Below are 23,266 nucleotides of genomic sequence, written 5' to 3' on the forward strand. Positions count from 1 at the left end.
GCTTCGACTCCGCTCAGCCAACGTATGTAGATGGCTGAGCGGAGTCGAAGCCTCTTTTAACCTATTTAGAACTGCTATACCCTTTGTAGTGATGAGATAGTTTATGGATAAGCGATTAGAGGAATTTTATAAGGTTGATGCAACTAGACACTACAAACGTCCTGCACTGACATTTTTATTACGGCGTAATGATTCTAGTTGTTTTAGTTGTTGAGACTGTTCTTGCAAACGTAGCGATAGGCGATCTCCTACCAGTTCACATAAATCAAAAATAAATGGTTCCACAATTTCGTAATACACACTCACACCTTGGGGAGTCCGCGATACAATTCCTGCCTGCGCTAAAATCTTCAGGTGCTTGGAGACATTTGCCTGCCCCAGCCCCGTTTCTTCCATAATTTCAGTAACATTTTTTGAGCCTGACTTAAGAGAACACAATACTTGCAAGCGACTCAGTTCTGATAATACTTTGAAGTAATCAGCAACCTGTGTGAGAGCAGAGGGAGATAGAGTCATAATATCGCTAGAAAGCCTTGAATATTTGTGTTTTGCTTTCATTATTATATAGTTGTATAGCATGATTGACTATGCTTCCTATCAATATAGCAATGAAAAAGATTACTAGGGCACTCCTAATGCATCACGCAATGTCTGCTCACTGATTCCTAAACGCTCTGCGGAAATTTCTAGATTAGGAGGGGGCGCACCAAGAGCATCGCGCAGCTTTTGTTCGCTAATTCCTAACTTCTGTGCGGCAATTGCCAAATTAGGACGACGTGGAGGAGCATTCCCAAAATCTTGGGGAGGAAAACCCTCTCTCCTTCTTGGTCTGGGACCACTAATTGTCATCACATCGCTCATTTTATAGGAACCACGCATACAACCAACCGTATAGGGAAAATCCCAAGTTGCATGGTAGTGATACATAGAAATTTGCTTGCCATCCCAATTAATCTGATGAGTATGTCCATGACAAACATCTAAATCGGCACTCTTTAACACCTTGCCACTTTCTCCATGCCGACCGAAAATGCCAAAGCCATCGAGACTATAGCCCATCAATGTTGAATGGCCATCCTTCGTTGTCTGATCAGGTAAACAGGTAGTAGCACTGTGATAGTGATAAACCCCTGCCTCCTGTGGATGTCCCTGACAGACATCTTGGGTTTCATGGGCTACTGCATCACGTCCTAGTGCATCAAGGGCATTAAACAAAACTGTACCCGTCAACAAAATACCAACTGCCCCCGATGCACAGCTTGGCTGGCTTGCTAGTTGGGGATTCGCAGGCAACTCTACCTGCATATTCTGAGGGGCGATACGATTGGGATTGCGATCATAGAGAAAGGCTTCGCTATTGGGAGCAATGGGATATATCCCTGTCGGATGGTTCGGCAAATCATTGGTGCTAAAAATACGCTTATTGCCTTGACGTGACATTTTAAAGCGGTAATCCCAATTAACCTTCCCTTGCACAATCGGTTTCGCGGTGAAATCGTAAGTACCATCTGATTTAATCCAATTCCCATCTCGAAAAGCGCCACCAGCATTGGGATCGATGCGACATGCCCAGATCCAGCCAACTTTTGGGCTATTAGATATTTTGCCATCACCTAAAGGTAATCGCTTCAGATCGACTGGATTCGCTTGAGATATCACGTTGGCAATTGTGAGATTTGGCGATCGCTCAGGCTTAGTTGCCGAGTTGACTATCCCCACTTTTTGGAAGAGTGTAATGAGCAGAATTATTAAACAAGTGAGGCTAATAAAATATTTATTCATTATTTCTACATGATTGGCGGTGGCTTGAGAGATGGATATCAATCAACTTAATGCTGGCAGTTTATTGATATTTGCAAGGTTTGTCGCAACACGGTTTCTACCTTCTGATTTTGCTTGATAGAGATATTCATCAGCCTGTGCGATTAAATCTCGATCAGACAAGTGCTCTTGAGGAATCAAACTACAAACACCAATACTCAAGGTGACGAGATCGCTTGCCTTAGAACTGGCGTGGGGAAGATTTAAGTTGAAAACAGATATCCGTATTTGCTCGGCAATGTCAACGGCTTTACTGACGGGCATATTAAATAGGACTGCGGCAAATTCTTCGCCACCATAACGGGCAATGATCGCATTAGGTTCACGTTCTACAACATCAGCCATTGCTTTAGCGACTTTCTGCAAACAGAGATCACCTGCGAGATGCCCATAGGTATCGTTATACAGTTTGAAAAAGTCAACATCGCAAAGGAGCAGCGATAGAGGTTGTGATGATTGCAATGCGGCTTGCCAAATTTTGTCCAGATGCATTTGAAAGAAGCGACGATTCATCACCTTAGTTAATCCATCGGTACAGGCTAAACGCTCTAATTCCTGATTAGCTGCTTCTATTTCTGCTTTCGCTAGGCGCAAGCTTTCTTGATAGCGTTCCTGTTCTTGTAACATCAAGTTAATATCAGAGGCAAGTTCGCTTAGTTCATCATTTCCTGCTAGCGATACCTCTGTAGAGTGGCTAAAATCTGCTTTCACTTCCTTAAGTTGTTTACTCAAATGGGAAATTCGCGATAGAACCCAGCGATCAAGAAGTAAGTTGGAAGTTATGCCAAATACCAGAACCGTTAACCATACAAATAGTAGGAGAATCTTTACGCCTTCTTCTCCCTGTGTGGCAAAGGGCTTAGGAGAAATTGACTGAAGCACTGCGATCGGTTCGCCTTTTATATCCCGTAAAAGTATATAGCCAGCTTGAAATTTGGTCTCTTCAGATGGAAATATATTCTTACCAGCCGTTCCATCTAGTTTAGGTTGTAAATCTGGTTTGGGAGTGTAGTCTTTAATGGAGCGTAAATTACCTAACTGTGGTGATTTCAACTCTTCAGGAACTTCTGGATCTTTGATGGAGAGAAGACGTAATCTTAAAAGTGATCGCTCTCCAAAGCTTTTGAGCCGACTAGGAGTTAGCCATTGCCCAATCAGTAGTCGTAGTTGCTCGCGATCGCTAATCTGTGGACGCTCTGTTAGTAATAGTAAGCCTTCAGGTGTTTGAACAAATCCCGCTTGAATACCTTTTGGGAAATTAATTGCCTCACTAGTGGGAAGGCTTGTCCATTGTGGGGGGAGATTGCCTAGGATGGTTTCTAGAGATGAGGAAGGAGGCTTAATTTCTTTGAGTCCATCTCCTAAGCCACTCTTACAGCAAATTCCGATCAAACCCGCCACAGGAAGAGTAATCTAGAAGGATCACGAAATAGAAATAAAATATGGCAGCATATTCGCGCTTATTTACGGGAAAAGATATTAAGTGCATGGCAAAACAAAGAAAATACGCAGAGAGATTTGGCAAAACGATTTAAAGTAAGTCTGTCTTTTGTGCGAGATTTTTTGCGTCGGTATCGAGAAACAGATGAAATCGCAGCAAAACCGCAAGGAGGAGATCGACGATCCAAAATTAAAGGCAAGAATGAAGAATTAGTGAAAGCAATTGTTAGAGAACAAAATGATATATATCTGCGAGAGATAAAAGAAAAACTCCAAGAAACCAAAGAAATTAAGGTGAGTGTATCGAGTTTAAGCCGTACTCTCAAGCGATTGGATTTAGGGCGTAAAAAAAAACTTTAGTAGCCAGTGAACAAGCCACAGAGAGAGTCCAAAAATTGCGCTATGAGTTTCGGAGTTGGCTCGATACAATAGATGTAAAAAACCTTGTATTCATTGATGAGACAGGACTAAATCTGGCGATGACAAGGTTCTATGGCAGATGTGAAGGGGGAGCAAGAGTATATGACGACCGTCCAAGCAACAAAGGTAAGAACATTACTTTAATTGGCGCAATGAGTGATACTGGGTTGATAGCAGCAATGACTTTTGTAGGGAGTTTAAACACTGCAAGCTTCTTAGTTTTTATTGAAAAAATATTATTGCCTCAATTATGGGTTGGAGCAATTGTTGCTATGGACAATTTGCCAGTACATTACGCAGAAATTGCGAAAATCTTAATTGAATCTGTTGGGGCTAAGGTCAAGTTTCTCCCTCCTTATTCTCCAGACTTATCACCGATTGAGTTATGTTGGTCAAAGTTAAAGGAAATTATTCGTTCAGCTAAAGCTCGTACAATCGAGGCTCTTGATGCGGCAATTACTTCGTCTATTCAGACTATTACTGATGAAGATGCTCTTAATTGGTTCCATCATTGTGGCATCTGCTTTGAGCCTTTTAGGTAGCTTCTTTTGTGGCGGGTTTGATCAGAATTTGCTGTAAGGGATTTGCCAGAGCGATCAAAGGCGATCGCAATATCGATCTTGGAGTTAATCTTTTCTAGAGATTCCTTGCTATACCTTGACAGGGGGTAGACTTTATTTTTTATAAGAGTAAAGATGGAAGAAACGTTAACTTTTCTCCAAGATGCTCCGAATAACATTTACCAAAGAAGAAATAGATGCGCTACATTACGAAAGATTCCATCACCCGCATCCACGAGTGCAGAGAAAAATGGAAGCACTATACCTAAAAAGCCAGAAATACCCACACAAGGAAATTACGAAACTGCTAAGAATCAGTGAACCGACACTGTTGAACTATTTACGAGATTATAAAGAAGGTGGGATAAGCAAACTGAAAGAACTGACCTTTAATCGCCCCCAGAGTGAACTAAAAAAGCATCAAGAAAGTTTAGAGATATATTTTCGAGAACATCCACCTAAAACGCTGGCTCATGCAGCAGCAAAAATTACTGAGTTGACAGGGATTGTCCGTAGTCGAGAACAGGTGCGTCATTTCCTGAAATCGATGGGAATGAGTTGTCGTCGAGTGGGGCTAATACCTGCAAAGGCTGACCCAGCAGCACAAGAGGAATTTCTTAAAAAAAACTAGAACCGCGCTTAGAGGAAGCTAAATCTGGACAAAGAGCCGTTTTCTTTGTTGATGCTGCTCACTTTGTCCTTGGAGCCTATTTAGGCTTTTTGTGGTGTTTTGAACGCTTGTTTCTTAAATCTGGGACGGGAAGACAGCGTTTTAATGTCCTCGGTGCACTTAATGCTGTTACTCATGAGTTGATTACTGTGACTAATGATTCTTACATCAATGCTCAAAGTGTTTGTGACTTACTCCACAAACTTGCGGCTTTGGGTTTGACTATACCCATTACTCTTGTCTTGGATAATGCTCGTTATCAAAAGTGTGTTTTAGTTTTTGAGTTGGCTCAGTCATTAAATATCGAGCTTCTTTATTTGACTACTTACTCTCCAAACTTAAACTTGATTGAGCGTCTTTGGAAATTTGTGAAGAAACAGTGTCTCTACTCCGTCTATTACCCTGATTTTGATTCTTTCAAGTTTGCTATTGCTTCTTGCCTTGAGAATTCCCGCACTACTCATAAAGCAGCTTTGGATTCTTTATTGACTTTGCGCTTTCAGTCTTTTGATAATGTTAAGTCTATTCCCTGTTAAGGTATATCTGGAGATAATGGCTGATTAGGATTAGATGATATTCCCAAATCATCGATGAGAGACTTAAGCATTCGATCAAGCCGACGGTGCATTGTCGTGGACTCGATCAAGGCAATCTTCTGCAAAATCAAATAGGACAACCCGACTGACAACCCCACTACCAGAAATATAGTAGTAATGCTGCTAGCCAGCAATGTCCTTAGTCGCAGATTCATAGGATATGGCTTGTTGGTCTAAGGAAAAACTTTTAGGTCTCTGCGATTTAATGAGGAACCAATTTTTGGTGATGCAGCGAAGTCGCTGCATCATCAAAAATTGGTTCCTCATTTTACGGCGAAGAACTCCCATGATTATACCTAGGTATATCGCAATCCTAAAACGAGCTGTAAAGTTTTGCAAAAGATAGTAAATTTTAAGCATTTAGTAAAATAATATACAGAAATATAAAAAGTTTTCCTTTCGGTTTTTAAGTTTTTGACATTCTGTACTTAACAGGGGGTAATTTTGGTATTCATATAATTGACACACCAAAGAACTCTTAGCCCTCACCCACTTCGACTGGCTCAGTGCATCGCCTAGCCCCTCTCCCGCAGGAGAGGGGGAACAAGAAAAATATCTTACTCCCCTTCTCCTGCGGGAGAAGGGGTTGGGGGATGAGGGGGTGAGTCAAGTATATTAACGCCGTCATTTATGCCTTTGCTACTCCTGAAACTTTGGTAATTAACTGTAGGGACTATGCAACTACTTGGCAATTTGATGAAGATCAATACAAATTACATAAAGCGATCGCACATCTTAAGTCTTCTATCCATACGATTTTGATTGAGAAGGCAGGCTTTGTATCCTCTTTCTACTAAGAATCTAGCTAAAGCATTGCCATAAGTGCTAGTGGCTTCCATACAACTATGCAAGTTTGTGACATTTTGAAGGTTTAGCCATTCTTGCAATTCAGCAAATCCTTCAGGATTGTTGGCAAATACTTTGTTTTTAATCTTGGCGTTACCTTGGATGAGGGCAACATCAAATTTTGCTTTGCTGATATCTATTCCTAAAACATCACATACTTCATTGCTATTGTTCATCGTGTTTTCTTTGCTTCTTGCTAGAGTTTCTAGTACAGCAATTAGTGGAGTTTAACTATCCTTGTGAATGCAGGTATACCCATCGGATGACCTCTGATACTGCCCAGTCTTTATCTATTTCCACTGTTTAAGCAGAGACGACTCTATCTACAATAAGGGCTTGGTGTCCCTAGGGGCTGTTCGAGTTTATCTCTGCTTTTGCTTTTTCGGATTGTAGTAAAGATTTTATCTTTTACTTTTCTTCCTAGATACAAGGGGGGGCTTGGTTCGATTGAAAATTAATGGATAATTCTATACAGCACCATTATCTTTTTCAAAGAGAACCATCACTGTTTTCCAGATTAGCCAGAGATCATATCTGAGACTCCAGTTTTGCTTGTAGTATAGGTCAAACTCCATCACCTCTTCAAAACTTCTAACCGTAGATCTGCCACTTACTTGCCATACACCACTTAACCCTGGTCTAACATCAAGGCGGCTCCATTCAGTCATTTTGGAATCTGTATATTCATTTTCTATCTCATATAGTCCCACTTCCGCAAAAGTTGGTGGTCTTGTTCCAATCAAGCTCATATCCCCGATAAAAATGTTCCAAAACTGTGGAAATTCATCTAGGCTTGTTTTACGCAGAATTCTTCCTGTTTTAGTAATTCTAGGATCTTTCTTGTTTTTGAAAAATTTAGCATTGTCTGCACTTTGAGTATTGCCATCAGTGAGATCTGCGATTTCATTGGTAACTTTCTGCTTGAGAATTTCGGCGTTCTTGACCATAGAGCGAAACTTCCAGATTGCAAAAGGCTTGCTCATTAGCCCTGCCCGTTTTTGTTTAAATAGAACTGGCCCTGCACTTTCGATTTTGATGGCGATCGCTAATGGGATAAACAGGAGCGCAGTGAATGCTAAGCCAATGATAGAGCCAATAATATCGATAAGCCTCTTGGGAAAACTGCGTACAGACGGATGGACTGGCACTCTAGGATCTAATTCGATCGCAGGATAGAGAAAATACATGAGATAGGCGATCACACATAGGACGGGAATCTTAATCAGCGATTGATAGAGACGATATAACGTCATCGCGAGGCGACTCGTTTGCTTTTGCGATCGCGCACTTTTCTTACTAGGAGCACGATTAGTCCGCGAAGCAGGTTCAACAGGGAAAACATGAGCCAGATTTGTCATTTCTAAAATGGATTGCACCTGTGGATTAACACTCCAAAGCACAAGTTCGGTAGTTTCAGACTTACCTGACTGAATATCTGTCTGACGGATTACTTTCAGACAAGAGACTAAAGCTCCTATACCTGAGCTATCCATAAATTCAGTTTTAGACATGTCTATAATAATCTTGCGGAAATTCTCTTCCTCTTGACATAGTTGTCGAAAATCTTCCTTTAGCTTACGAGCCTCAGGGTTAAGCAGTTGTTTGGGAGTACTGATTAGGACTGTATCTTGGAAATTAGTCACTTGAACATCATGTAATCCAACCCTTAGTGATTGCTGATCATGACCTGTGGGGATATAAACTGTCTCAGGATAAAGTTTGGCAATTTCTTCGGCGCGGACTATTAGGAGATCCAGAGCCTTTAATGAGCGCAATAACCTTGCTGAAAGACTTAAATCTCGAATGCGTGTTTTGGATTCTACAAAGATGACTTGGCTCTTGTTGAGATACTTTGCAGCAACGAGAAATGGTACAGCTACACCTGCACCAGTTGAAATGACGATATGTGGGCGTTCCTTAAAAATCACCCGAATTGCTAACAGTAGATTTCTCACTAGGTTAGGGAGGTTACGGTTAGTAGGACTATATGCCCAAAATGCTTTCTCATCCTCTAACTCAGATACAGTTGTGCCTGTTTTAAATGTAATCCAACTTCTATGCTTAAACTGCTTCCAATATTGATGTAACCCTTGCATTCCTTTGAAATGACCACCTGATGAGCAAACCAGCATGATTTTAGTTTGATCAGAACTAGGGTAGCGATCGCTTAAATAATTGCATAAGGGAGTATCTTCACCAAAATTCGCAGAATAGCGATTTACAGTGATTAACTTAAGAAACTTAACCAGATCGGCAGGCGATCGCGCAATTAGGATGCCTTGATTTTCTAAATCATCAGCCATTTCTAATTGATGATCGTCAACATGCTCATGAAACTTGACCGTGCGGGGCACTAAGATATAGGGCTTATCAAAGTCTTCTAATAATAATGCTGTTCCTTCTCCACAGTGGGCAATGACTGCACTTGCTTGTTTAACTGTTTTTTTAAACTGAACTTCAGGAATGACTCTACTAATTTTAACGTCGTCAGGTAAACGTGTTGAAGAACCATATTGAATAATTACTTCTTCTGTAATCATTCCTTCTTTCATTAACAAGCCAACCCAATCCAATAATGCATTGAATGGATACTGCTCAGTCCCAACTGTTACTAATATCATAGTTCCGCTTTCCCTCTTGTTTAATAATGTAGAACAGGATTGACATAGTGACTAGATTTGGTACAGATTGCTCGCGCATCACAGCCAATTAAAACCTAGTAAATTCGTTAGACTTGTATAAGCCCTATTGGAAAGAAACTAAGTAAAATATTGCTTAATTTCTTTCTACCCCCCCTATATCTAGAAATAATCATAACTAATCACCTACACCCAATACCTCAGCAAAAAGTATTACGATAAGCTCAAAAGAACCAGCGATCGCATTAAATATGCACAAATATCTCAACACAAGCCCAGTAATTGACTGGAAACATCCCCAAATTTTGGATCTTGCCTATGATCTTGCTTCAGGCATAACATCACATGAAGCGATCTCAAAGGTTTGTTTTGAGTGGGTACGTGATGAAATTTGTCATAGTGTTGACTACCAAATGAATCCTGTGACTTGGCGAGCCTCCGATGTCTTACATTACAAAACAGGATATTGCTATGCAAAAAGCCATTTATTAGCAGCTTTACTTCGCGCAAATGGAATTCCCGCAGGTTTTTGCTATCAGCGTTTAAGCATTGATGATACTGGTGCACCCTACAGTCTGCATGGATTTAATGCGGTTTATTTACCTGAATTTGGTTGGTATCGCATGGATGCAAGGGGAAATAGAACGGGAGTTGATGCTCAATTCACTCCACCACAAGAAAGGTTAGCTTTCCAGATTCAGTTCCCTGAAGAGATGGATTCATCGAACATACTGCCAGAGCCACTGAAAATTGTAATTGAAGCTTTACAGTCTCACACCAGATGGGATCAAATGTTGCGGAATCTCCCCGATGTTTCCTTAGAGCAAGCTAGGATAATCTTGTAATTTTTGAGATCGTTGACATAGTCAATTGCACAACTTTATCTTAACTTTAATTACTTAGCCAATAGGTGATATTATGCCCCTCCCTTTTGCCACAACCCGACGACGTTTACTTTTTTTGGGTGCAAGCATTGCTTCCACTTTTGGTACAGCGATCGCTGCTTTTGGGCAGCAACCCACTAGCGCTCCTAAGCCACCAGCACCCCAGTCACCAAAACCTAGAACCGATGGATTTGTACCTGTTGTTGGTCCCGCCAATATCTTAGAAAAAAATGGTAAAGTTTTGACCGATAAGGTTCTCATTATCCGTAATAGTGCCGACAAAAAGCTGGTTGCAGTTAGTCCTCTATGTCCTCATCGCAATTGCGTAGTTGACTGGAAACAAGACACACAGAAATTTGTCTGTCCTTGTCATGCGTCGGAATTTGGCTTTGATGGCAAAGTTCTCAAAGGTCCCTCGGAAAAAGGTTTAATTGCCTTTGATGTGAAGATTGAAGAAAATCGCTTTTTCGTCAAACCTCGTGCCATAGACAAATCTAGCAAGACTATCTCAGGATAAGTCTATAGATGCACTGACAAAATAAATTTGCGATAGAAAGTTAAAGATGATAGGGCGATCGCTTGCTTGTAATGCGATCGCCCTATCTTGTAATGATAAGAATAATGTTGCACAACTCCAACAATCTCATGATTGATTTGTCGACATTTTTCGCTGCTTAGCCATGATTGATATTCCCCTTGTTTACAAGCTTCTAAAAGAACAACATCCAGATCTTGCCGACTTTCCAATTCACTTTAATGACACTAGATACCAAACAAGCTTGAGATTTACTTAGAATAAGCCCATTGATGCTGAGGCAAAATGGTTGCATGGCGACTATTCCAATTTTTTTATAACCTGCGCGATCGCCTCTAACACTTCATCACACCAGCTAACCCAGTCTTCTTGATAGCGGATTGCACGCCGAATGATTAGATGCATATATAGATCCTTTAGCTCTAGGGATTCTAAATTTTTGGCAAAATGCTCATCCATCTTTCTGACATGGAGTGCCATGTTTGCATGGAGTTGTCGCCGCCTTTCGATTTCGCGCACAGTCACTTGATGGGGAACTAAATGCGCCGCCAAACCCATTACACCTAAATCTTCACGCATTGCAGTTGGCTCAGTGGGTTGAACTAGCCAATCCGTAAGTTCTTTTAGCCCTTGATCGGTAATGGAATAAATTTTTTTGTCTAGCCTGCCTGCCTGTGGAATTGCCTCATAGGTAACACTACCCTGCTTCTCTAGCTTGGCAAGTTCGGCATAAATTTGCTGCTGGCTTGCTTTCCAAAAACAACTCCCAAAACCTTCAGCAAATTCTTTGGCGACTTCATAGCCACTGAGGGACTGCCGAGAGAGGAAAGCAAGGATGGTATGTTTGAGCGCCATTTTTCGATCGCAAACTACTTGACGAATTTTATGGGTTAAGTATACATTGTTTTTTGTATTCAAAAATTTGAATACAAAAAACGGAGTTAAAAATGCTGAGTATTAATTCTCGTAGCCGATCCCGTATTAGCAACTTATCTAGGCGATACGGCTCTTGGGCGATTGTGACGGGTGCTTCTTCAGGTATTGGGCGCGAAATGGCACTAAGGCTTGCTGAGGCAGGGCTAAATCTGGTTCTAGTTGCGCGTAGTCAAAATGTATTGCTACAGATGGCGATTGATTTGGGCGATCGCTATGCAATTGCCACAAAAGTTCTCGCTGTTGATTTGACTCTGAAGACAGGAACCAAAATAATTTTGGAAGAAACGCAAAATCTGGATATTGGGTTGCTCGTAGCGGCAGCAGGATTTGGGACTTCGGGTGCATTTCTTGATTGTCCAATAGAAACAGAAATTGAAATGTTGAATGTCAATTGCCGATCGCTATTAGAACTAACTTGGCATTTTGGGCAAAGGTTCGCTAAGCGTGGCAATGGTGGCATCGTGCTGATGAGTTCGATTGTCGGCTTTCAAGGAACCCCCTTTGCGGCACACTATGCTGCAACTAAAGCTTATGTTCAGACCCTAGCCGAAGCCCTATATGTCGAACTTGCTCCGATGGGAATTGATGTCATTGCTTCTGCTCCCGGTCCTACCAATAGCGGTTTTGCTGACCGTGCAGGCATGAAATTGGGAATGGCATTAAATCCTGTAGATGTGGCTCAGGCAACTCTAGATGCTCTAGGGAAAAAGCCCACAATCTTACCTGGATTCATCTCGAAACTGTTGACCTATTCCCTTGCATTTTTGCCACGTTGGGCGAGAGTGCAGATTATGGGGGGCGTAATGCGCGATATGACTAGACATCAAAACGGTTAAAATCCCATGAGCATTAGATTTCCAATTCAATATTTACCACTAACGGCGATCGCGATCGCTTCTTTAAGTATTGGTGGTATCGCCTATATAAACCTCTCCCAAAAATCTATTCAACCTGTTATTTCCGAAACCACTCCTAAATTAGAAACAGTTTCAGCATTGGGAAGATTGGAACCTGATGGAGAAGTAATTAAGGTGTTTGCACCCATATCGGGCGAAAGTGCGCGAATTGAACGGCTCAACGTGCAGCACGGGCAACAACTTCGCAAAGGAGAGATTATCGCCTATCTCGATAACTATGCTCCGCGTGCAGCGGCTTTGCGGGAAGCACAGGAAAGAGTTGCTGTTGCCGAAGCGCAATTAAGGCAAGTAGAAGCAGGGGCAAAGTCGGGGCAAATTGTGGCGCAGCAAAGAGTCGTCGATCGCATTCAAGTAGAGTTACAAACGGAAACTGCTGCTCAAGAGGCAGCGATCGCCCGTTTAGAAGCCGAACTTCGCAATGCGGAGCTAGAGGATCGGCGGTATCAATATCTGCAAACAGAAGGCGCAGTCTCAAGTTCTCTGCGTGATAGCAAACAGTTAACTAGCGATACAGTGCGTCAACAGTTAAATGAAGCGAAGGCACAGTTATCGCGGATAGTGCGATCTCGTCAGTCGCAAATCGCTGAGTCCCGCGCCACCCTCGACCAGATCGCCGAAGTTCGTCCAGTAGATGTGGAATTAGCGCGATCGCAGGTCGCACAAGCAAAGGCAGGTGTAGCAAGGGCAAAAGCCGATCTTGATTTAGCTATAGTGCGATCCCCCCAAGATGGACAGGTTCTCAAAATCCATACCCGTGCTGGGGAATTAGTGGGAAATAATGGAATTATTAGTTTAGGTCAAACTCAACGTATGGTTGCCGTTGCTGAGGTTTATGAACTGGATATTAACCGAATCAAAATCGGTCAATCCGCCACTGTAATCAGCAAAAATAATGCCTTCTCCGAAACATTGCGCGGCAAAGTGAAGGAAGTTGGCTTAGAGATTAGTAAAAAAGATGTCTTAAATACCGATCCTGCGGCTCAGTTCGATGCAAGAGTCGTGGAAGTAAAAATACTGCTAGATGAACCTTCTAGTCGTTTGGTTGCAGGGCTAACCAATCTCAGTATTCAAGCAGCGATCGATGTTCGGGATTAGTAGCGATTGCGAGGAGATCCCTCAGCTTTCCTTGTAAAGCTACCTCGTACACACAAGTCATAAAACCCAGTCAAGTCAACAATTAATTGCCCCCTAGCCCCCAATTCTGGGGGAACAAGATAATAAAATTCTTTCAGAGTCCCCCAGAATTGGGGGATTTAGGGGGCTAGATCCATTGAAACGAAGACAAAGGGACTTGTGTGTAAACCTTAGCTTGTAAAGAGTGGAGAATTATATTCTTCCCCCTTTACAAGGCGGGTTGAGGGTGATCATTAGTATCTTAAGCCTTTGAAAATGATTTCCTAGCCTAGAGAGTTATGACCAAAATCATAGATAAACCTATAAATGTCACGGCAAAATCCAAAAAGAAGAAACCACTCTTTCTTTCTTGGTTGCAATTGCGGAAAGAGCGCGTGCGTCTACTAGTAGCGATCGCAGGAATTAGTTTTGCTGATGTGTTGATGTTTTTGCAAATGGGATTTCGGGGCGCATTATTTAGCAGTGCCGTAGAACTCCATCACAGCATCAATGGCGAAATCGTGATTTTAAGCAGTCGCTACCGATCGCTAATTTCCCTCGATCGCTTTACCGATCGCCGCCTTTACCAAGCCGCAGGCGTATCGGGTGTACAGTCCGTTAGTCCGATTTATCTCAACTTCATTCAATGGCGCAACCCTTACAACAAAGAGATCTGGGATATTTACGCTATTGGCATTAATCCCGAACATCAAGTTTTAAATATTAAAGGCGTTGTTGAGAATCGCCAAAAGCTGCGCGAACCCTATACAGTTCTCTTTAATTCTGGATCGCGGAATGAATTTGGGGCAATCGCAAAGAAATTTCAAGCAGGTGAATCCATCGTTACGGAAATTGATGAACGCCAATTCCAAGTGCGGGGACTATTTCAACTCAGCCCCACCTTTGGCATTAATGCCCATCTCGTCACCAGCGATATTAACTTTTTGCGAATGGTGCGATCGCGCCAAGGCGGACTAATTGATATCGGTGTAGTCAAGCTCAAGCCCGATGCCGATGTCAATAAAGTCTTAGCAGAATTGCGATCGCTCCTGCCTAACGATGTCAAAGTCATGACGAGACAAGATTTCGCCAAAGCTGAAGTAGCTTTTTGGAATGCGAGTACACCCGTGGGCTACACCTTCGATCTCGGTGTCGTAATTGCTTTTATCGTCGGAGCCGTAATTGTCTATCAAATTCTCTATAGCGATGTCACCGACCATTTGCCCGAATACGCCACTCTGAAGGCAATGGGATTTCGCGATCGCTATCTATTAATAGTCGTCTTCCAAGAATCGCTCATCCTCGCTGTCCTCGGCTTCATTCCCGCCACAGCCATGGCATGGGGCATTTACGAAATCACCCATATCGCCACGCTCTTACCAATGGCAATGGATGCAGGACGGATTACGTTTGTATTCGTACTAACCGCCATCATGTGTTCTATTTCCGCAGCAATTGCCGTGAGAAAGATTCAAACTGCCGATCCTGCGGATATTTTTTAATTAGCTTTTAAGCTTTTGGCTTTTAGCTTTAAAAAGTTAGAGAACTGTATTTTTCCCTTTTTCCTTTCTACTTTTTCCTTGAAATAAATGTCCTCGCAATTTGCTATTTCCGTAACGCAACTAAATCACTACTACGGTCAGAATGCTCTCCGTAAGCAGGTTTTGTTTGATATAAATCTGCAAATTGATCGCGGTGAGATTGTGATTATGACAGGACCTTCGGGTTCGGGGAAAACGACTTTGCTCTCGCTCATGGGTGGCTTGCGATCGCCGCAAGAGGGTAGCCTGAAGATTCTCGATCGGGAATTACTTAATTCTCTTCCCGAGCAAATGACGCTGATTCGTCGCAACATTGGCTATATTTTCCAAGCCCATAATCTCTTGAACTTTCTCACCGTTTATCAAAATGTGGAAATGGCGCTAGAACTCCATGATGTCACTGCTGAAGAAGCAGATCGACGGATTCGAGATGTCTTAAATGCTGTGGGTTTGTCTCACCGACTGGATTACTATCCTAGCGACCTGTCAGGAGGACAAAAACAACGAGTAGCGATCGCCCGTGCCTTGGTGGGACAACCGAAGATCATCCTTGCCGATGAACCAACGGCGGCTCTAGATAAAAAATCAGGGCGAGATGTGGTGGAGATTATGGAAAAATTAGCCAAACAGCAAGGCTGTACGATTCTCCTTGTGACCCATGACAATCGCATTCTTGATCTCGCCGATCGCATTATTTACATGGAAGATGGATGCTTGATGATATGAAATCTGGAAATTTTAGGACTTACGCAGTGGAGAAAAAGAGGTAAAAAAGAAGAAGAGTTAGACAAAGCCAAATGGCGAAGAAATTTAGCACCCTAGACTATTGCCAGTATCTGCTGAGTAGCCAGATAAACTATACAATCACGAACTTAGCTGAACATATAGAGGGATACAGTCACGACCAAATCAACCGATATATGAGAGGACAAAAATTGACTCCAAGGATAGTCTGGCAAATGAGGCGATCGCGAAAATGCGTTTTGAGTGGGTACGTGATGAAATTCGTCATAGTGTTGACTACCAAATGAATCCTGTGACTTGGCTAGCCTCCGATGTCTTACATTACAAAACAGGATATTCCCATGTGAAAAGCCATTTATTAGCAGTTCTACTTCGAGGAAATGGAATTCCCGCAGTTTTTTGCTATCAGCACTTAAGTATTGATGATACTAATGCACCCTACAGTCTGCATGGATTTAATGGGGTTTATTTGCCTGAGTTTGGTTGGTATCGCATGGATGCGAGAAATAAAGAGAGAGTTGATGCTCAATTCACCCCACCGCACGAAAAGTTAGCTTTTAAGATTCAATTTCTAGAAGAAGCTGATTTCTCAAGTATACTACCAGAGCTACTTACAGTTGTGATTGAGGCTTTGCAATCTCACATCACATGGGAATGGATGTTGCAAAATCTCCCTAATGTTTCCTTAGAGAATGCAACCAACTATGGTCTTAGTTCAAGTTCCTAATTCAGATAAACATGATTAAATACGTTATTTTCAATTGTGATGGAACCTTAGTTGATCGCATGATTAATTTGCCGTTATTTTTCGCTGCTTAGTCATGATCGATATTCCCGTTGTTTACAAGCTAATAAATCCCCCTGACTATAAGCTATATTGACTCCCCAATTTTATTAGTCCATTATAGATACGTGAGGCATTTTGGGGCATTTGTCCTATGTTCCTTTTTTGTTCAAAAAAATAGCATAAGTCTATTTTCTACTCAATTCTACTTTCTGTATATTCCCCAAATACTTTTCTTAAAAATTTTGCTAGCCGATCGTTTTTTTATCTGCATAAAGGTTTTTTCAAGGTTTTACTTCTCATGACTTCTCTGCCAAATCTCAATCTCCAAGCCTCAGAAAAAATCCAATCTCTAATTATTCGTAATCCCTTAACGATCGCGTTAGATACATCTGTGGGTAAGGCGATCGCGATGATGGCTGAACATAACTCTAGTTATATAATCGTCGTAGACGAGGCAAATCAATCTCAAGCGGTGGGTATTTTTACTGAGAGAGATGTGGTTAGCGTTGGCGCTCAGCGAGTAGATTTAGAGCTGTTAACAATGCAGTCAGTGATAAGCCATTCTGTAATTAGCATTCAAGAAGAATCCATCGCAACAATTACAAGTATCAATACAATCGTAGCCATCTTTCAAAAACATCAGATTCGGCATTTACCTGTGTTAGAAGGCGATCGCCTAGTTGGTTTGTTAATTCAAGACAGCTTGATCGAGTTATTAACTCAGCAGATTACACGATTAACTCTTATCGGAGAGCGGGCGCAATTGGCTCTCAAGGGTTCAAATGATGCCATTTGGGATTGGGATCTTGAGCGTAATACAAAATTTTTCTCCCCCCGATGGAAACAGATGCGCGGCTTTAGCGAGCAGGAAATTGGTAATTCGCCTGATGAGTGTATCAGACGCATTCATCCCGATGATTATCATCGTTTTATGAAATCTTTAGATGATCATGTAATTGGGGAAACGGAGTTTTTTGAGATTGAATATCGCAGCCAATGTAAAGATGGCAGTTATCTCTGGGTGCTAGATCGTGGACAAACTGTGAAAGATCAAACTGGTAAGGCAAGTCGTTTTATTGGCTTTGAAACAGATATCAGTGATCGCAAACGCGCAGAAGAGAAACTTCAAAAAAGCGAACAACGGTATCGCGCTATCATGGACAATGCCAGTGATGCAATTTGTCTAGCTGATCCCCAAGGCAACTTGATCGAAGCAAATCACAAAGCTGAAATACTCTTAGGATATACCCGTGAAGAATTAAGTAAACTCCATGTATCGCAGATCCATCCTCCCGATGCTTTACAAGCGGTACGCGAACACTTTCAAACTGTTGTCCAAGGTGTCGCAGCACCGATGCTAGAAAGTGTTGTATTGCGAAAAGATAGTAGCCTCGTTCCTGTGGAAGTTACTGGTAGTCGGATTGAGCTTGATGGAACATATATTGCTCAAGGCATTTTGAGAGATATCAGCAAACGCAAACGGATTGAAGCCGCCTTATTTGATAGTGAAAAACGATATCAGGCTTTGTTTAATCACAAATCCGATGCAGTATTTATCAATGGATTTACGGAAACAGGAAAGCCCAGCAATTTTATTGAAGTTAATCAAACTGCTTGTGAAAGCTTGGGATATAGCCGAGAGGAATTGCTAAGGATGGATCCCAGCGACATCATGCCGAAGGATTTTTTCTGTAAAAAAGATATTATCGAAACCCTTCATACCCAAAAATATGCCAGTCAAGAGGTTTTACATCAAACAAAGGATGGCAAAATTTTCCCCGTAGAGCTTAACTTGGTGGAACTTGAAGATTCTCAAGGTAAAACTTTGGTAATTACCTCTGCACGAAATATCAGCGATCGCAAAGAATACGAAAACAAACTAGAACTTACAAATGCAGAATTAATCCGAGCCACGCGCCTAAAAGATGAGTTTTTGGCAAATATGAGCCATGAACTCCGCACGCCCCTCAATGCAATTTTAGGACTTTCAGAAGGTTTGCAAGAAGAAATTTTTGGATCGATAAATGAACGTCAATCTCAAGCGATCGCTACTATTGAAAAGAGCGGTCAGCATTTGTTAGAACTCATAAGTGACATTCTCGATCTATCCAAAATAGAAGCGGGTAAACTAGAACTAGAAATTGCGAGGGTAAATATCTTGCAACTTTGTCAATCTAGCCTCAATTTTGTAAAAAACCAAGCTTTTAAAAAACAGATTCAACTCCGAGCCAATCTCTCTCAAGATATCGGCGAAATGGTACTAGATGAACGCCGCATCCGTCAAGTGTTAATCAATCTACTATCTAATGCCGTTAAATTCACTCCCACTGGTGGGAAGGTCACCCTAGATGTCCATTACGAACCGCTAGATAGTAACTTAGCTGAGCATATATCCTTAACCCTCAGTCCAATCCAGCCCCGACCGAATTCCGTATTAGAGTCCTGCCCTCTCGAAGACCGATTTTATCTCTGCATCTCTGTAACCGATACGGGCATTGGTATAGAGCCTCTCGATCAAGTAAAACTGTTTAAACCCTTTGTCCAGATTGATAGTAGTCTTAACCGTAAATACGAAGGTACTGGCTTGGGACTAGCCCTTGTCAAACAAATAGTGGAAATGCATGGAGGCGATATTAACCTTCGTAGTCAAGTTGGTGAAGGTAGTTGCTTTACTGTGCGACTGCCCTATGTCTGCATAGCTCCAGATTCCCATGCTACTCAATCACCAAAAGATGAAAACAGTCAAACCGATACTCTCTCCTTGCAACAATCAAATACTCAATCAAATTCTAATGAGAATTCTATACCAGTATTGCTAAGTACTACTTCACCTACGATTCTGATCGCTGAAGATAATGAAGCAAATACGCTGTCTGTTACCAGTTATCTTGAAGAGAAAGGCTATCACTGTGTGATTGCTCAAAATGGACAAGAAGCGATCACTTTTGCAAAAATCCATCAACCTCAATTAATTTTGATGGATATCCAAATGCCAGAAATGGATGGAATCACTGCCACGAAGCAAATTCGCAATGAACCTAGTTTGGTAGATATTCCCATAATTGCCCTAACCGCTCTTGCCATGTCAGGTGATCGCGAAAGATGTCTAGAGGCAGGAGCAAATGATTATCTAACCAAGCCAGTTCATCTACAATATTTAGCAAAGGTAATTGAAGATATGTTAGCCAAGAATGAGAAGTCTAAGTGATTAATGTTGCTAGACTTAGGGCTAAAAAATGATCTGAGATATACCATCATTGGAAAAAGAACATTACCGCGTATGGCTGAAGATATATAAACAGGTAAGTGATGATTCCTCATGATTTTACGAGATGCAAATATTAATGATGTACCAGCGATCGCTAGAGTTCATGTTGATACTTGGCGTACTGCCTATCGCGGGATTATTCCCGATGAACACTTAGAGAACATGTCTTACAAGCAGCGAGAAAAGACGTGGCACCAGGTTCTGAGCCATCCTAATAATTATTTTGTCTATGTAGTGGAAGATGATTTTGGGCAGATTGTCGGTTTTGCTAGTGGTGGTTTAGAACGGACAGGCGATTATTTACGCAATCATCGTCATCGCATTCCTGAGTATGGTTATTTACAGAATCAGGGAATTCCCATCGGCTCAGGCTCAGTTGAATCAACAATTAAGCAGATTGGTCGTCGCGTCAAGATTTCTGGTGCTCAGTGGAATCAGGACAATGTTGCTCAAGTTTTGAGACATCGTTGCGCTTATCTCAATGGCTATTTCTATTCTTCTAAATATATTTACTCAATGCCTAATTGATATGCTCCCAATCATTCTTGGCATACCGATACAGAGCGTCGCAATCGTTAAAACGGCTAAACCTTTGACCAAAAATGACTTTTGCATGATAGTAATTAACTTCTATGTAATTAATTGATTACAAATAATCTACTAAAACTTCGCTAATTCTTCTCTTTTAAGAATGAAGTACAGGAGGTTTTAATGAAGCAAAGAATACCTCTTAAAAAGCACGATAGTCACGATAGTCAAGAGATTTTCTCGATCGGTTATGGCAACTACAACCATTTCCAAATAATTATTAAAACTTAATGTGAGATTATGTTTAAGGCGTTAAGGATGTCGTTGAAATAGTTGTTATACTAGCCTACCTTAAGGAGTTAGTCTTAACTCCAACTCTAGTTTTTTGTCATAGGAAAGTAAACTTTATACTAAGCGATCACCCACAACTCACACCTAACAGTAATAGCGATCGCCATACTGCAAAACCTTTATTAGATAGATAATTGAGGCGATCTCATTTGACTTAAAATATGACTTACAGTAATTTATGCTCGACTATCTCCAGCCAGCTTAAGTCATCAAAATCTAGGGTAAGTGAATTATGAAATCCTACTCGGCATATTTTGTTCGTAGCGAATCGATTGAGAATGCCCGAAAGATATTTGGTAAAAGGGTTGAACCTCTTCCAAATTCCCCTTGGCTGCTTTGCGATTATCAGCCCGATGACGAGCTTCCTGATGATGAAGTACTGTTCGGCGAAGAGTCTCTCACTGAAGCTAAATCGGGGCAATTGGGAGAAATCTTTTTTGTCTATGGGGATACTTCGGTAGATTGGTTTGTTTATGAACATGCTAGTGATGGTAGACTGTTACGAAAACTGGTGTGGTATACTTTGCCTGATGACGTGTGGAACTCAGGTTGGATATTGGTGGCAGGAGAACCTGAGGATTGGGAAGCGACGTTGTTTCGTTCAGATGGATTGGCGCGACATCTCGAACTTGAGAGTCAAAAGTTAAAAGATCAAGGTCATGCGGATAAAATACCTGCTATGGAAGCGGAAGTCAGACAACTTTGGGATCTAAAACAGATTATCAAGGGAAAGAGGTTGCCCTTTTGTGATGGGACTGTAGCCATGCTTGTCGAGGAGAGCTACGGCATCAATCGCTTCGATAACAAGTAATCACTTACAATGGCTAAATACTGGCGCTATGCAGCGAGAGTTCTAGGTTGTTTACAGAAAATCTAGCAATTGACGTATATCATCAAAAACTAACTTTACTCCTGCGGTAATTAGCAACCCATGATGAGAAGAGTGGCAGCTATTAGTCAATAGACGGCACTCCTAAATTTTATGGACTTTTTTATGCGATCGCCCCAAAGTTACGTAGTGCTTACAATCAATGCTGAAAGATATTAGAATAGGACAGCAATCTTTTCGGCTTGGTTAAACACTTTCATGACTGCTCAGAAATATCACATCGTCACCTTCGGCTGCCAAATGAACAAAGCTGACTCCGAACGCATGGCAGGCGTTTTGGAAGATATGGGCTATCAGTCAACCGAGGAAAGCGAAGAAGCCGACCTGATTTTGTATAACACTTGCAGCATCCGCGACAATGCCGAGCAAAAGGTGTATTCGTACCTAGGTAGACAAGCCAAACGTAAACGCGAAAATCCTAACTTAACCCTAGTTGTTGCTGGTTGTGTCGCTCAGCAAGAAGGTGAGGCACTCTTGAGACGAGTACCTGAGCTTGATCTCGTGATGGGACCTCAGCATGTCAACCGTCTTGGCGATCTTTTGGGACAGGTTTTTAATGGCAATCAAGTTGCCGCCACCGAAGAAGCCTATATCGAAGAAGACATCACCACACCTCGCCGCAATAGCTCCGTATCGGCTTGGGTCAATGTCATTTATGGCTGTAACGAAAACTGCACCTATTGCATCGTCCCCTCAGTACGTGGACGCGAACAATCCCGCACCCCTGAAGTAATCCGTAAGGAAATTGAGGGACTAGCGGCTCAAGGTTACAAAGAAATTACCTTGCTTGGTCAAAATATTGATGCCTATGGGCGCGACCTGCCCGCAGGTGGCATTGGTGCTGGCGTTGGCGGCAAAATTACCTTTACGGACTTGCTCTATTACGTCCATGATGTCGAGGGGATCGATCGCATTCGATATGCCACTAGCCATCCGCGCTATTTCAGCCCACGACTGATCAAAGCCTGTTACGAACTTCCCAAGGTTTGCGAACATTTCCATATTCCCTTCCAGTCAGGTGATAACGATATCCTTAAGGCGATGGCACGCGGCTATACCCATGAGCGTTACCGTCGCATTATCGATGATATCCGTGCGGTGATGCCCGATGCGGCAATTACTGCCGATGCGATCGTTGCGTTTCCGGGGGAAACTGAGGAGCAGTTTGAGCGAACTGTACAACTAGTCAATGACATTGGCTTTGATCTCGTCAATACAGCCGCCTATTCGCCTCGCCCAGGGACACCTGCGGCGGTTTGGGAAAATCAATTGAGTGAGGAGATTAAAAGCGATCGCCTCCAACGCCTCAATCATGCCGTTAACCAAAATGCAGCTTTGCGATCGCAGCGTTATGCAGGACGCATCGAAGAAATCATGATCGAAGGCACAAACCATAAAGATCCTCATCAAGTGATGGGACGCACACGCACCAATCGCATTGCCTTTACAGAAAACACCACAGGTAAACCATTAGCCGAACTAATAGGTCAAACAGTTTCCATAAAAATTACTGAGGTTAGACCTTTCAGTTTGACTGGTGTTATTTGCTAAAGTCATGTTAGACTAGCTAAGCGCGATAAAAAACGGAAGTTCAAATACAGCCGCAAGCGCTTAGTACAACTAAATCAGGGTCGCTAACTCAACGGTAGAGTACTCGGCTTTTAACCGATTAGTTCCGGGTTCGAATCCCGGGCGACCCATGAAATTCTAGCAATTTAGCCAGTGCATGTCACTGGCTAAATTTTTTTATAGCTGTCGTCGCTTATGCCCAAAAACAACGC

The 23,266-nt window shown here is 42.1% G+C and carries 19 protein-coding genes, 1 tRNA gene and 4 pseudogenes; 16 read left to right on the plus strand and 8 right to left on the minus strand.

Going from position 1 to position 23,266, the window contains the following annotated elements:
• Positions 1-150: 150 nt before the first annotated feature.
• From HC246_RS21060 to HC246_RS21070, 3 genes are all read right to left on the minus strand, one after another.
• Positions 151-516 (minus strand): ArsR/SmtB family transcription factor, encoded by a 366-nt coding sequence (locus tag HC246_RS21060; protein ID WP_211167892.1) that lies wholly within the window; start codon positions 514-516, stop codon positions 151-153.
• A 105-nt stretch (positions 517-621) separates the two neighbouring features.
• Positions 622-1,782, minus strand: coding sequence for a YHYH protein (locus tag HC246_RS21065; protein ID WP_169365407.1), 1,161 nt, complete (start codon positions 1,780-1,782; stop codon positions 622-624).
• A gap of 42 nt (positions 1,783-1,824) precedes the next feature.
• The gene (locus tag HC246_RS21070) at positions 1,825-3,222 is read right to left on the minus strand and encodes a sensor domain-containing diguanylate cyclase (protein ID WP_169365408.1); all 1,398 of its coding nucleotides are present in this window, start codon (positions 3,220-3,222) and stop codon (positions 1,825-1,827) included.
• Between the two features lie 117 nt (positions 3,223-3,339).
• On the opposite strand from HC246_RS21070, the gene HC246_RS21075 reads away from it, so the two are divergent.
• The 3 genes and pseudogenes from HC246_RS21075 (at position 3,340) to HC246_RS21085 (ending at position 5,447) form a co-directional block, all read left to right on the plus strand.
• Positions 3,340-3,621 carry a helix-turn-helix domain-containing protein gene (locus tag HC246_RS21075; RefSeq protein ID WP_211167893.1) on the plus strand — a complete coding sequence of 94 codons (282 nt, stop codon included), beginning with the start codon at positions 3,340-3,342 and terminating at the stop codon, positions 3,619-3,621.
• Positions 3,622-3,641: 20 nt separating this feature from the next.
• Positions 3,642-4,223: pseudogene (locus HC246_RS21080) on the plus strand (IS630 family transposase); the annotation flags it as partial.
• Positions 4,224-4,404: 181 nt separating this feature from the next.
• A pseudogene (locus HC246_RS21085) lies at positions 4,405-5,447 on the plus strand (IS630 family transposase).
• On the opposite strand, the gene HC246_RS21090 reads toward HC246_RS21085, so the two are convergent.
• The 3 genes from HC246_RS21090 to HC246_RS26550 form a co-directional block, all read right to left on the minus strand.
• On the minus strand, positions 5,444-5,662 hold the full coding sequence (locus HC246_RS21090) for a hypothetical protein (protein ID WP_169365409.1): 219 nt from the start codon (positions 5,660-5,662) through the stop codon (positions 5,444-5,446). The pseudogene HC246_RS21085 and the gene HC246_RS21090 overlap by 4 nt on opposite strands.
• A gap of 558 nt (positions 5,663-6,220) precedes the next feature.
• Positions 6,221-6,529 (minus strand): IS110 family transposase, encoded by a 309-nt coding sequence (locus tag HC246_RS21095; RefSeq protein WP_169365410.1) that lies wholly within the window; start codon positions 6,527-6,529, stop codon positions 6,221-6,223.
• Positions 6,530-6,820: 291 nt separating this feature from the next.
• Positions 6,821-8,974, minus strand: a complete 2,154-nt coding sequence (locus HC246_RS26550) for a sugar transferase (RefSeq protein ID WP_211167894.1) — start codon at positions 8,972-8,974, stop codon at positions 6,821-6,823.
• 269 nt (positions 8,975-9,243) lie between these two features.
• On the opposite strand from HC246_RS26550, the gene HC246_RS21115 reads away from it, so the two are divergent.
• Positions 9,244-9,837, plus strand: a complete 594-nt coding sequence (locus HC246_RS21115; RefSeq protein ID WP_169365411.1) for a transglutaminase-like domain-containing protein — start codon at positions 9,244-9,246, stop codon at positions 9,835-9,837.
• Positions 9,838-9,910: 73 nt separating this feature from the next.
• On the plus strand, positions 9,911-10,393 hold the full coding sequence (locus HC246_RS21120) for a QcrA and Rieske domain-containing protein (RefSeq protein ID WP_169365412.1): 483 nt from the start codon (positions 9,911-9,913) through the stop codon (positions 10,391-10,393).
• A gap of 2 nt (positions 10,394-10,395) precedes the next feature.
• Here the strand turns inward: HC246_RS21120 and HC246_RS21125 are convergent, their stop codons facing one another.
• A complete protein-coding gene (locus HC246_RS21125) occupies positions 10,396-10,623 on the minus strand; it encodes a hypothetical protein (protein ID WP_169365413.1) in 228 nt (75 codons plus the stop codon).
• A gap of 88 nt (positions 10,624-10,711) precedes the next feature.
• Positions 10,712-11,329 carry a PadR family transcriptional regulator gene (locus tag HC246_RS21130; RefSeq protein ID WP_225903075.1) on the minus strand — a complete coding sequence of 206 codons (618 nt, stop codon included), beginning with the start codon at positions 11,327-11,329 and terminating at the stop codon, positions 10,712-10,714.
• 29 nt (positions 11,330-11,358) lie between these two features.
• Between HC246_RS21130 and HC246_RS21135 the strand changes: the two genes are divergently transcribed.
• The 11 genes and pseudogenes from HC246_RS21135 to HC246_RS21180 all read left to right on the plus strand — a co-directional run bounded on the left by HC246_RS21135 (position 11,359) and on the right by HC246_RS21180 (position 23,185).
• Entirely contained in the window at positions 11,359-12,183 is an 825-nt protein-coding gene (locus HC246_RS21135; protein WP_169365414.1) for an SDR family NAD(P)-dependent oxidoreductase, read from the plus strand.
• A gap of 6 nt (positions 12,184-12,189) precedes the next feature.
• Positions 12,190-13,359 carry an ABC exporter membrane fusion protein gene (locus tag HC246_RS21140; RefSeq protein ID WP_169365415.1) on the plus strand — a complete coding sequence of 390 codons (1,170 nt, stop codon included), beginning with the start codon at positions 12,190-12,192 and terminating at the stop codon, positions 13,357-13,359.
• A gap of 317 nt (positions 13,360-13,676) precedes the next feature.
• Positions 13,677-14,879 (plus strand): ABC transporter permease DevC, encoded by a 1,203-nt coding sequence (devC, locus tag HC246_RS21145; RefSeq protein ID WP_169365416.1) that lies wholly within the window; start codon positions 13,677-13,679, stop codon positions 14,877-14,879.
• 87 nt (positions 14,880-14,966) lie between these two features.
• Positions 14,967-15,644 (plus strand): DevA family ABC transporter ATP-binding protein, encoded by a 678-nt coding sequence (locus tag HC246_RS21150; RefSeq protein WP_169365417.1) that lies wholly within the window; start codon positions 14,967-14,969, stop codon positions 15,642-15,644.
• Between the two features lie 71 nt (positions 15,645-15,715).
• Positions 15,716-15,877: pseudogene (locus HC246_RS27155) on the plus strand (IS701 family transposase); the annotation flags it as partial.
• Positions 15,835-16,389, plus strand: a complete 555-nt coding sequence (locus tag HC246_RS21155) for a transglutaminase-like domain-containing protein (protein WP_404822292.1) — start codon at positions 15,835-15,837, stop codon at positions 16,387-16,389. The pseudogene HC246_RS27155 and the gene HC246_RS21155, both read left to right, overlap by 43 nt.
• Before the next feature lie 358 nt (positions 16,390-16,747).
• Positions 16,748-19,657 carry a PAS domain S-box protein gene (locus HC246_RS21160; RefSeq protein ID WP_169365419.1) on the plus strand — a complete coding sequence of 970 codons (2,910 nt, stop codon included), beginning with the start codon at positions 16,748-16,750 and terminating at the stop codon, positions 19,655-19,657.
• Between the two features lie 357 nt (positions 19,658-20,014).
• A pseudogene (locus HC246_RS21165) lies at positions 20,015-20,245 on the plus strand (hypothetical protein); the annotation flags it as partial.
• Between the two features lie 583 nt (positions 20,246-20,828).
• Positions 20,829-21,407, plus strand: a complete 579-nt coding sequence (locus HC246_RS21170; protein ID WP_169365420.1) for a hypothetical protein — start codon at positions 20,829-20,831, stop codon at positions 21,405-21,407.
• A 276-nt stretch (positions 21,408-21,683) separates the two neighbouring features.
• Positions 21,684-23,036, plus strand: a complete 1,353-nt coding sequence (miaB, locus tag HC246_RS21175) for a tRNA (N6-isopentenyl adenosine(37)-C2)-methylthiotransferase MiaB (RefSeq protein ID WP_169365421.1) — start codon at positions 21,684-21,686, stop codon at positions 23,034-23,036.
• A gap of 77 nt (positions 23,037-23,113) precedes the next feature.
• Positions 23,114-23,185 (plus strand) — tRNA-Lys (locus HC246_RS21180).
• The last annotated feature ends 81 nt before the right edge of the window (positions 23,186-23,266 follow it).

The organism is Pseudanabaena yagii GIHE-NHR1 (assembly GCF_012863495.1).
Classification (GTDB): domain Bacteria; phylum Cyanobacteriota; class Cyanobacteriia; order Pseudanabaenales; family Pseudanabaenaceae; genus Pseudanabaena; species Pseudanabaena yagii.

Excerpts from the sequence above, each read along its gene's own strand:
- HC246_RS21065 (WP_169365407.1), bottom strand. The coding sequence starts at position 1,782 with ATGAATAAATATTTTATTAGCCTCACTTGTTTAATAATTCTGCTCATT.
- HC246_RS26550 (WP_211167894.1), bottom strand. The coding sequence starts at position 8,974 with ATGATATTAGTAACAGTTGGGACTGAGCAGTATCCATTCAATGCATTA.
- devC (WP_169365416.1), top strand. The coding sequence starts at position 13,677 with ATGACCAAAATCATAGATAAACCTATAAATGTCACGGCAAAATCCAAA.
- HC246_RS21120 (WP_169365412.1), top strand. The coding sequence starts at position 9,911 with ATGCCCCTCCCTTTTGCCACAACCCGACGACGTTTACTTTTTTTGGGT.
- HC246_RS21115 (WP_169365411.1), top strand. The coding sequence starts at position 9,244 with ATGCACAAATATCTCAACACAAGCCCAGTAATTGACTGGAAACATCCC.
- HC246_RS21150 (WP_169365417.1), top strand. The coding sequence starts at position 14,967 with ATGTCCTCGCAATTTGCTATTTCCGTAACGCAACTAAATCACTACTAC.
- HC246_RS21140 (WP_169365415.1), top strand. The coding sequence starts at position 12,190 with ATGAGCATTAGATTTCCAATTCAATATTTACCACTAACGGCGATCGCG.
- HC246_RS21090 (WP_169365409.1), bottom strand. The coding sequence starts at position 5,662 with ATGAATCTGCGACTAAGGACATTGCTGGCTAGCAGCATTACTACTATA.
- miaB (WP_169365421.1), top strand. The coding sequence starts at position 21,684 with ATGACTGCTCAGAAATATCACATCGTCACCTTCGGCTGCCAAATGAAC.
- HC246_RS21135 (WP_169365414.1), top strand. The coding sequence starts at position 11,359 with ATGCTGAGTATTAATTCTCGTAGCCGATCCCGTATTAGCAACTTATCT.
- HC246_RS21060 (WP_211167892.1), bottom strand. The coding sequence starts at position 516 with ATGACTCTATCTCCCTCTGCTCTCACACAGGTTGCTGATTACTTCAAA.
- HC246_RS21160 (WP_169365419.1), top strand. The coding sequence starts at position 16,748 with ATGACTTCTCTGCCAAATCTCAATCTCCAAGCCTCAGAAAAAATCCAA.
- HC246_RS21170 (WP_169365420.1), top strand. The coding sequence starts at position 20,829 with ATGAAATCCTACTCGGCATATTTTGTTCGTAGCGAATCGATTGAGAAT.
- HC246_RS21095 (WP_169365410.1), bottom strand. The coding sequence starts at position 6,529 with ATGAACAATAGCAATGAAGTATGTGATGTTTTAGGAATAGATATCAGC.